The sequence below is a fragment of the bacterium genome, from assembly GCA_021372775.1.
Lineage (GTDB): Bacteria > Acidobacteriota > Polarisedimenticolia > J045 > J045 > JAJFTU01.
In genome coordinates this window covers 1-8157 of the sequence record JAJFTU010000471.1, presented here as the reverse complement: position 1 = coordinate 8157, position 8157 = coordinate 1, and the positions used below count along the sequence as shown (strand labels likewise).

Annotated in this window: 6 protein-coding genes; 3 read left to right on the top strand and 3 right to left on the bottom strand. The window is 75.1% G+C overall.

The features are described 5' to 3' along the window. Window positions 1–260: 260 nt before the first annotated feature. Together LLG88_16220 and aroA are read right to left on the bottom strand one after the other, a co-directional pair. Window positions 261–1208 (bottom strand): hypothetical protein, encoded by a 948-nt coding sequence (locus LLG88_16220; protein ID MCE5248453.1) that lies wholly within the window; start codon window positions 1206–1208, stop codon window positions 261–263. Then, on the bottom strand, window positions 1205–2716 hold the full coding sequence (gene aroA, locus LLG88_16215; protein ID MCE5248452.1) for a 3-phosphoshikimate 1-carboxyvinyltransferase: 1512 nt from the start codon (window positions 2714–2716) through the stop codon (window positions 1205–1207). The genes LLG88_16220 and aroA overlap by 4 nt, the downstream gene beginning before the upstream one ends. 62 nt (window positions 2717–2778) lie before the next feature. On the opposite strand from aroA, the gene aceE reads away from it, so the two are divergent. Both aceE and LLG88_16205 read left to right on the top strand, forming a co-directional pair. Further along, window positions 2779–5472: a pyruvate dehydrogenase (acetyl-transferring), homodimeric type gene (gene aceE, locus LLG88_16210; GenBank protein ID MCE5248451.1), complete on the top strand. Its 2694-nt coding sequence runs from the start codon at window positions 2779–2781 to the stop codon at window positions 5470–5472. 336 nt (window positions 5473–5808) lie between these two features. Next, window positions 5809–6201 (top strand): YigZ family protein, encoded by a 393-nt coding sequence (locus LLG88_16205; GenBank protein ID MCE5248450.1) that lies wholly within the window; start codon window positions 5809–5811, stop codon window positions 6199–6201. Window positions 6202–6416: 215 nt separating this feature from the next. On the opposite strand, the gene arfB is transcribed toward LLG88_16205, so the two are convergent. Next, the gene (arfB, locus tag LLG88_16200; protein MCE5248449.1) at window positions 6417–6857 is read right to left on the bottom strand and encodes an aminoacyl-tRNA hydrolase; all 441 of its coding nucleotides are present in this window, start codon (window positions 6855–6857) and stop codon (window positions 6417–6419) included. A gap of 57 nt (window positions 6858–6914) precedes the next feature. Between arfB and LLG88_16195 the strand changes: the two genes are divergently transcribed. Then, on the top strand, window positions 6915–8157 hold a 1243-nt coding region (locus tag LLG88_16195; GenBank protein ID MCE5248448.1), incomplete at its 3' end, for a S8 family serine peptidase.

The following is an 8157-nucleotide window of genomic DNA, read 5'->3' as shown; positions in this document are numbered from 1 at the left end:
CGAGACGTAGCTGAATGCGCCCTGCTGCCCGCGATTCTCTCCCCGCATCGCCGCTCTCCTTCGTGCTCACGCATATCACGAAGCGAGACCGTTGCGTGCGATTCCGCGAACAGTTTTTCAGCAGCGTCGTAGGGGCGGCTGCCGCGCCGATCAGGTCGTCGGAACGACGGCGTTTCATCCGCGGTCCGACGATCGTCGGAACGCGCCGGCCTCCCCTACGGGACGGACGCGACGAGACGGAAAAGCGGCCCTCGCGGGCCTCAGGAGGCGCGCCGCGGGTCGCGCGGCTCCACCGTCGTCGAAGCCTCGACGAGCGCCTCCGCGGCCTCGCCAAGCCCCCAGAACGCGAGCGAGCGCGCCGCCTGGCGCACGAGCATCGGCCAGCCGTTGAGCGCGGCGACGCCGCGGGCCCGCGCGAGGCGCAGCCAGCGCGTCTCCCACGGGTTGTAGATCAGGTCCACGGCGCGCGCGCCGGGCGCGAACCACGCCGGATCGAACGGCGGCGCCTCGTCCACGCGCGGCGCCGTCCCGAGCGGCGTCGCCTGCACGACGAGACCCGCCGCGCCGGCGACGACGGAAAGCCGCGGGTCGTCCCAAGCCAGCGCCTCGGCCGCGAGCGGGACGTCGCGCCGCGCGCGCTCCGGATCGCGCGTCGCCACCGCGACCGCACGCCCCGTCTCGACGAGCGCGGCCACGACCGCGGCCGCCGCGCCGCCCGCCCCGAGAACCAGCGCGCGATTCGCCGCCGTCCCGCCCGCGAGCCCGCGATTCGCCGCCGTCCCGCCCGCGAGCCCGCGACTCGCCGCCGTTCCGCCCGCGAGCGCGCGATTCGCCGCCCCGCCCCCCGCGAGCCCGCGCGACGCCGGAGCGTCGAGGAGCGAGAGCGCGTCGAGGAAGCCGAGGCCGTCGGTGTTGGCGCCGACGAGCGCGCCGCCGCCGCGCCGCGCGAGGACGTTGGCCGCGCCGCAGCGCGCCGCGAACGGCTCGAGCAGGTCCGCGGCGGCGGCCGCCGCGCGCTTGTGCGGAACCGTGACGTTCGCGCCGTCCCACTCCCCGTCGCGCAGCCGCGCCAGCGCCTCGCCGAACCGCTCCGGCGGCACGTCCACCGCCCGGTACTCCACGCGCGGCCCCCCGGCCGCGGCGAGCGCGTCGAAGAGGTCCTTGGAGCGGCTGTGCCCCACCGGATGCCCGAACAACGCGATCTTCATCGTCCGTCCCTCTCGCCGCGCGCCCGCCCCTCCGCCCCGCCCGCCAGCCGGTCGAGGTCCGCGAAGAACGACGGGTAGGAGATCCGCACCCACTCGCCGCCGCGCAGCAGCGACGGGCCGGCGGCGCGCGCCGCGGCCACCGCCGCGCACATCGCGAGGCGATGGTCGCCCCCCGCGTCCGCCGCCGCGCCGCGCAGCGCGGCCGGCCCCTCGACGACCAAGCCGTCCGGCAGTTCCTCGGCCCGCGCCCCGAACGCCCTCAGCAGCCGCACCGTCGCGGCGATCCGGTCCGACTCCTTCACGCGCAGTTCCGCGGCGCCGCGGATCGTCGTCGTCCCGCGCGCCAGCGCCGCGACGACCGCGAGCAGCGGCAGCTCGTCCACCGCGTCCACGACGTCCTGGCCCGCCACGTCCACGCCGCGAAGCGGACGGCCGCCGCGCACGACGATCGTCCCGACCTCCTCCGGCGCCGCGCGCGCGACGCGCAGCTCGACGTCCGCGCCCATCGCCGCGAGCAGCCGGTAGAAGCCGGTCCGCCGCGGCGAGAGCAGCGCGTCCTCCACGACCAAGTCCCCCGCCCCGTCGAGCGCGGCGAGCGCCGCGGCGTAGGCCGCGGACGACGGGTCGCCCGGCACGTCGAGGTCGAGCGGCGCGAGATCCGGCCGCCCGCCGTCGATCTCGATCCGCGTTCCGGCCGCGCGCAGCGGCGCCCCCATCGCCGCGAGCAGCCGCTCGGTGTGGTCGCGGGTCGGCGCCGGCTCGACGACGACGCTCGCCCCGCGCGCCTGCAGCGCGGCGAGGATCAGCGCCGACTTGACCTGCGCGCTCGCCGCGCCGGTCGCGACCGACGCGCCGCGCAGCGCGGCGCCGTCCACGAGCAGCGGCAGCGTCGGCCGCTCCTCGATGCGCGCGCCGAACGCGCGCAGCGGCGCCGCGACCCGCGCCATCGGCCGCGCCGAGAGCGACGCGTCGCCGCGCAGCAGGAAGCGTCCGCGCGTCCCGGCGAGCAGCCCGAGCAGCAGCCGCGCGCTCGTGCCGGAGTTGGCGCAGTCGATCTCCAGCGGCGCCGCGTCGGCCGCGCGGTCGAGCGCCGCCCAGCCCGCGCCGCGCACGACGACGACGCGCCGCGCGCCGCCGTCCTCCTCGCCCGACGCATCGCCCGCCGCGCGCGACGCGCCGCCCTCGTCGATGACGGCGACGCCGAGCGCCTCGAGCGCGCGCCGCGTCGCCGCGACGTCGGCGCCGGGGGCGAGCCCGCGGATCCGCGACGTCCCGCGCGCGGCCGCGGCGAAGAGCAGCGCGCGGTGGCTGACCGACTTGTCCCCCGGCGGCCGCAGCCGCCCGCGCACGGCGCCGCGCGGCCCGAGCTCGAGGTCGCCCGCGGCGCCCGCGCCGGCATCGAGACGCTCGTCGGCCGCGTCCTCCGCGCCCGCCGCGGACGGGACGTCGCCGCCCCCCCGCCGATCGCCCGAGGCGCCCGGAATTTCGTCCTGCCGTCCTGGTCGCATGAGCGTAATTCTATTGCCTTGCTTCGCCGGCGCCCCGGCGCCGGTCGGGAGGCGCCGCAGCGATGATCTTCGAACAGTTCAAACAACAACTCCCCGACATCGATCCGCTCGAAACGCAGGACTGGCTCGATTCCCTCGACGAGCTCGTCGGCCGCGGCGGCCGCGCGCGGGCGCAGTTCGTCCTCTACAAGCTGCTCAAGCGGGCGCGCATCCTCAACCTCGGCCTGCCGCCGACGACGCAGTCCCGCTACATCAACACGATCAGCCCCGAGCAGGAGCCGCCCTTCCCCGGCGACGAAGAGCTCGAGCGGCGGATCCGCCGCCTCGTCCGCTGGAACGCCGTCGTGATGGTCGTGCGCGCCAACCAGCGCTTCCCCGGCCTCGGCGGCCACCTCTCCAGCTACGCCTCGGCGGCGAGCCTCTACGAGGTCGGCTTCAACTGGTTCTTCCGCGGCAAGGACGGCGAGGGGAGCGGCGACCAGATCTTCTTCCAGGGGCACGCCGCGCCGGGGATCTACGCCCGCGCCTTCCTCGAGGGACGCCTCGACGCGCGCCGGCTCGACGCCTTCCGCCGCGAGGCGTTCGGCGACGGGCTGCCCAGCTACCCGCACGCGCGGCTCGCGCCGGAGTTCTGGGAGTTCCCGACCGTCTCGATGGGGCTCGGCCCGATCAACGCGGTCTACCAGGCGCGCTTCAACCGCTACCTCGCGGCGCAGGGGCTCGCCGACACGTCGCGCTCCCGCGTCTGGGCCTTCCTCGGCGACGGCGAGACCGACGAGCCGGAGGCGCTCGGCGCGCTGACGCTCGCCGCGCGCGAGGGGCTGGACAACCTGACCTTCGTCGTCAACTGCAACCTGCAGCGGCTCGACGGCCCGGTGCGCGGCAACGGCAAGATCGTGCAGGAGCTCGAGGCGGTCTTCCGCGGCGCCGGCTGGAACGTGATCAAGGTCCTCTGGGGGCGCGAGTGGGACGCGCTCCTCGCGCAGGACGTCCACGGCAAGCTGGTGGACCGGATGCTCGACACGCTCGACGGCGATTCGCAGCGGCTCGCGGCCGAGGGGGGCGCGGTGATCCGCCGCGACTTCTTCGGCGGCGACCCGGAGCTCGAGCGGCTCGTCGCGGGCCTCTCCGACGAGCAGCTCGCGCGGCTGCGCTTCGGCGGCCACGACTACCGCAAGCTCTACGCCGCGTACAAGGTGGCCGCGGAGACCGAAGGGGCGCCGACCGTGATCCTCGCCCGCACGATCAAGGGGTGGACGCTCGGCGACACGGCGCAGGGACGCAACGTCGCGCACCAGGTGAAAAAGATGTCGGGAGACGAGCTGAAGACGTTCCGCGACCGCCTCGAGCTGCCGATCCCCGACGAGAAGCTCCAGGACCTACCGCCCTACTACCATCCCGGGCCGAAGAGCGAGGAGGTGCAGTACATGCTCGAGCGGCGGCGGGCGCTCGGCGGCGCGGCGCCGCGGCGGCGCGCGGTCCGCGCGCCGATCGAGCTGCCCGGGCACGACGTCTTCGCCGAGTTCGACAAGGGGAGCGGCACGAACGAGCCCTCGACGACGATGGCCTTCGTGCGGCTGCTGCGGAAGCTGATGAAGGACGAGCGGCTCGGCAAGCGCGTCGTGCCGATCGTGCCCGACGAGGCGCGGACGTTCGGCATGGATCCGCTTTTCACGGAGTTCAAGATTTACTCGCCGGTCGGCCAGAAGTACACGCCGGTGGACGCGGAGTTCCTGATCAGCTACCGCGAGGCGAAGGACGGCCGGATCCTCGAGGAAGGGATCACCGAGGCCGGCGGGATGGCCTCGACGACCGCGGCGGGGACGAGCCACGCCACGCACGGCGCGTTGACGGCGCCGTTCTACATTTTCTATTCAATGTTCGGCTTCCAGCGGATCGCCGACTCGATCTGGGCCTTCGCCGACGCGCGCGGCCGCGGCTTCCTCTGCGGCGCGACCGCCGGGCGCACCACCCTGCAGGGCGAGGGGCTGCAGCACAACGACGGCCACTCGCTGCTCGTCGCCTCGACCGTGCCGTCCTGCCTCGCCTACGACCCCGCGTTCGCCTACGAGGTGGCGACGATCGTCGAGGACGGCCTGGCGCGGATGACCGACGGCCGCGAGGACGTCTTCTACTACCTCTCGCTCTACAACGAGACCTACCCGATGCCGCCGATGCCCGACGGGTCGCGCGAGGGGATCCTCAAGGGGCTCTACCGTTTCGCCGCCGGGCGCGAGAAAGGGCGCGCGCGGGCGCAGCTTCTCGGATCGGGGACGATCCTGCGCGAGGCGCTGCGGGCGCAGGCGATCCTCGCCGAGCAGTACGACGTCGCCGCCGACGTCTGGAGCGCGACGAGCTACGGCGAGCTGCGGCGCGAGGCGCTGGCGGTCGAGCGCTGGAACCGGCTGCATCCGGAGGATCCGCCGCGCACGCCGTACGTCGCGCACGCGCTCGCCGGGGCCGAGGGGCCGGTCGTAGCGGCGACCGACTTCATGAAGGCGATCCCGCACATGATCGTCCCCTGGGCGGGACGGTCGTTCGTCGCGCTCGGCACCGACGGCTTCGGCCGCTCCGACACGCGCGCCGCGCTGCGCCGCTTCTTCGAGGTGGACGCCGAGAACATCGTCGTCGCGACGCTCGCCGCGCTCGCGCGGGAGGGGAAGGTGGCGCCGCGCGAAGTGACCGCGGCGATCAAGAAGTTCGAACTCGATCCGGAGCGGATCGACCCGCAGAGCGCGGACCTCGCGGCGCGCTGAGGCGCCCGGGGAATTTCGCACCGCGCCGCCGCGCCCGCGGCGGCGTTTTCTTTGGGTCGAGGAAGCGCGCGGAACCGCGCGGGACTGGCCTAAAAAATCGCCAGCCCCGCCCAACCGGGGGGGAGTGGGCGGGGCCGGCAGCGGTTGTGAAGCGTTGAGAAGACTATAGGGCGAATTCGCCGTCCGTGCACAAGCGCGGAGACGCTTTTTTTTGCGTCCGCCCCAGTGACGACAGACGCGGCGCGCGGACGTTGCCGCTATCCTCGTCCCGCGGACGGAATCGGCCGCGCGCGGCGCGGGAACTTTCGCGCAGCCGACGTGAACGGAGAGCGGGACGTGAAGATCGAACGGCGCGCGGAATTCAAGCTGACGGTGGAGCGGTCCCGCTTCTTCGCGCTCCTCTTCCCCGCGGCCGACGAGGCGGCGCTCGAGGAGATCCTGAAGGAGCGCCGCAAGGAACACCGCAAGGCGTGCCATCACTGCTGGGCCTGCCGCTTCGAGGGGCCGGACGGCGCGGTGGTCGAGCGCTCGAAGGACGACGGCGAAGTGGGCCATCCGGGGCGCGTGCTGCTCGAGTCGCTGCGCGCGCGCGGCCTCGTCGGCGGCGGCCTCGTCGTCTCGCGCATCTTCGGCGGCGTGAAGCTCGGCGTCGGCGGCGTCTCGCGCGCCTTCCGCGAAGCCGGCGAGGGCGCCCTCGCCGCGCACTCCCGCGTCGGCGACGACGCCTAACGACGGCCGGCGCATCGACTACGACCGTGCGCACCATCGCATCGACGACGACGCGCAACGGCGGCCGACGCGTCGCGACGACGTGCAGGGGCGGCTGGCGCGCCGATCAGATCGTCGGAACGACGGCGTCGCCACCGCGCCTGCCGCCCGACCTGATCCGCGCGAAACACCGCCGTCGAACGTCGCACGTCGACCGACGACGCGGCGCGAGACCTTCAGTCGTCGTCGCGGCGCGCGACGCGGCGCCCTTCGGCGCGGCCGCGCTTCGCGTCGGCGCGGCGGCGCTTCCCCTCGAGCCGCTCCTCGCGCGACGACCGCGTGGGGCGGGTCCCGCGGCGCGGCGGATCGACATGCAGCGCCTCGCGAAGCAACTCCGCGAGCCGCTCGAACGCGGCGTCGCGGTTGCGGCTCTGCGTGCGGTGCCGCTGGGCGACGACGTGCAGCCCGCCCGCCTTGTCGATCCGCGTCGCCAGGCGCTCCGCGAGCAGCGCCTTCTGCGCCTCGTCGAGGACGCGGGACCCGGCGAGGTCGAAGACGACGGTGACCCGCGTGCTCACCTTGTTGACGTTCTGCCCGCCGGGGCCGGCGCTGCGCGCCGCGCTCCAGCTCAGTTCCTCGTCCGGAATCTCCAGACGGTCGTCCACGCGCAATCCCACGGCAGAATCCCCGCATTCGGCGCGCCGAACGGGGCGCGCCTTATGTATGTTAGCGCAATGAGCCGCTTCTCCCCCCCGCTCCTCGCGGCGCTCGCCGTCGCCGCGTCCGCCGCAACCGCCGCGCCCGCCGCGGCGCAGCAACTCCCCGCGCGCGCCGCGCTCGAGACGCCCGACGCGGCGGAGGCGAAGATCGCGCCGTGGCTCGCCGCGCGCCTCGACGCGAAGGGAGCGGCGGAGTTCCTCGTGCTGCTGGAAACGCCGGCGCCCGAGCCGCCCGCGGCGTCGCGCGGGGCGCTGGTCGCGCGCCTCGCCGCGCGGGCGGCCGAAGCGCAGCGGCGGCTGCTCGCGGAGCTCGCCGCGGCGAGGATCGCGGCGCGTCCCTTCTACCTCGTGAACGCTGTCCTCGTCGCCGGCGACGGCGCGCTGGCGCGCGAGATCGCGCGCCGCCCCGAGGTCGCGCGCCTGGTCGGCAGCCCGCTCGTCGCCGCGCGCGTTCCCGTCCCGGAGGCCGCGTCCGCGGCGAAGAGCCCCCTCGCCGCCGCGTCCGTCGAGTGGAACGTCGCGATGGTCGATGCGCCGGCCGTCTGGAGCGCGACGCGCGGCGAGGGGATCGTCGTCGGCTCGGCCGACACCGGAGTGGACTGGACGCATCCGGCGCTGAAGCCGCACTACCGCGGCTACGACGCGGCGACCGGCGCCGCGGACCACCGCTACTCGTGGCACGACGCCTTCGGCCAGTACGCCGCGCCGACCGACCCGCACGGCCACGGCACGCACACGACCGGCACGATGGTCGGCGACGACGGCGCGGCGAACCAAGTCGGCGTCGCTCCCGGCGCGCGCTGGATCGCCTGCCGCAACATGGAAGCCGACGGCGCCGGCTCGTCCGCCTCGTACCTCGAGTGCATGCAGTTCCTGCTCGCCCCGTGGCCGCCCGGCGGCGATCCGCTGCGCGACGGCCGGCCCGAGCTCGGCGCGGCGATCGTGAACAACTCGTGGACCTGTCCCGAGAGCGAGGGCTGCGACGCCGACACGCTGCGGCTCGCCTTCGCGCGGCTGCGGCGCGCGGGGGTGCTCGACGTGGACGCGGCCGGCAACGCGGGGTCGCAGTGCGCCACGGTCGGCGATCCGCCGGCGATCTACGCCGACGTCGTGTCGGTCGCCGCGACGACGAGCGCGAACGAGGTGGCGGGCTTCTCCGGCCGCGGGCCGGTGACGCGCGACCGCTCGGGGCTGCTCAAGCCCGACATCTCCGCCCCCGGCGTTTCGGTCCGCTCCGCCGTGCCGGGCGGCGGCTACG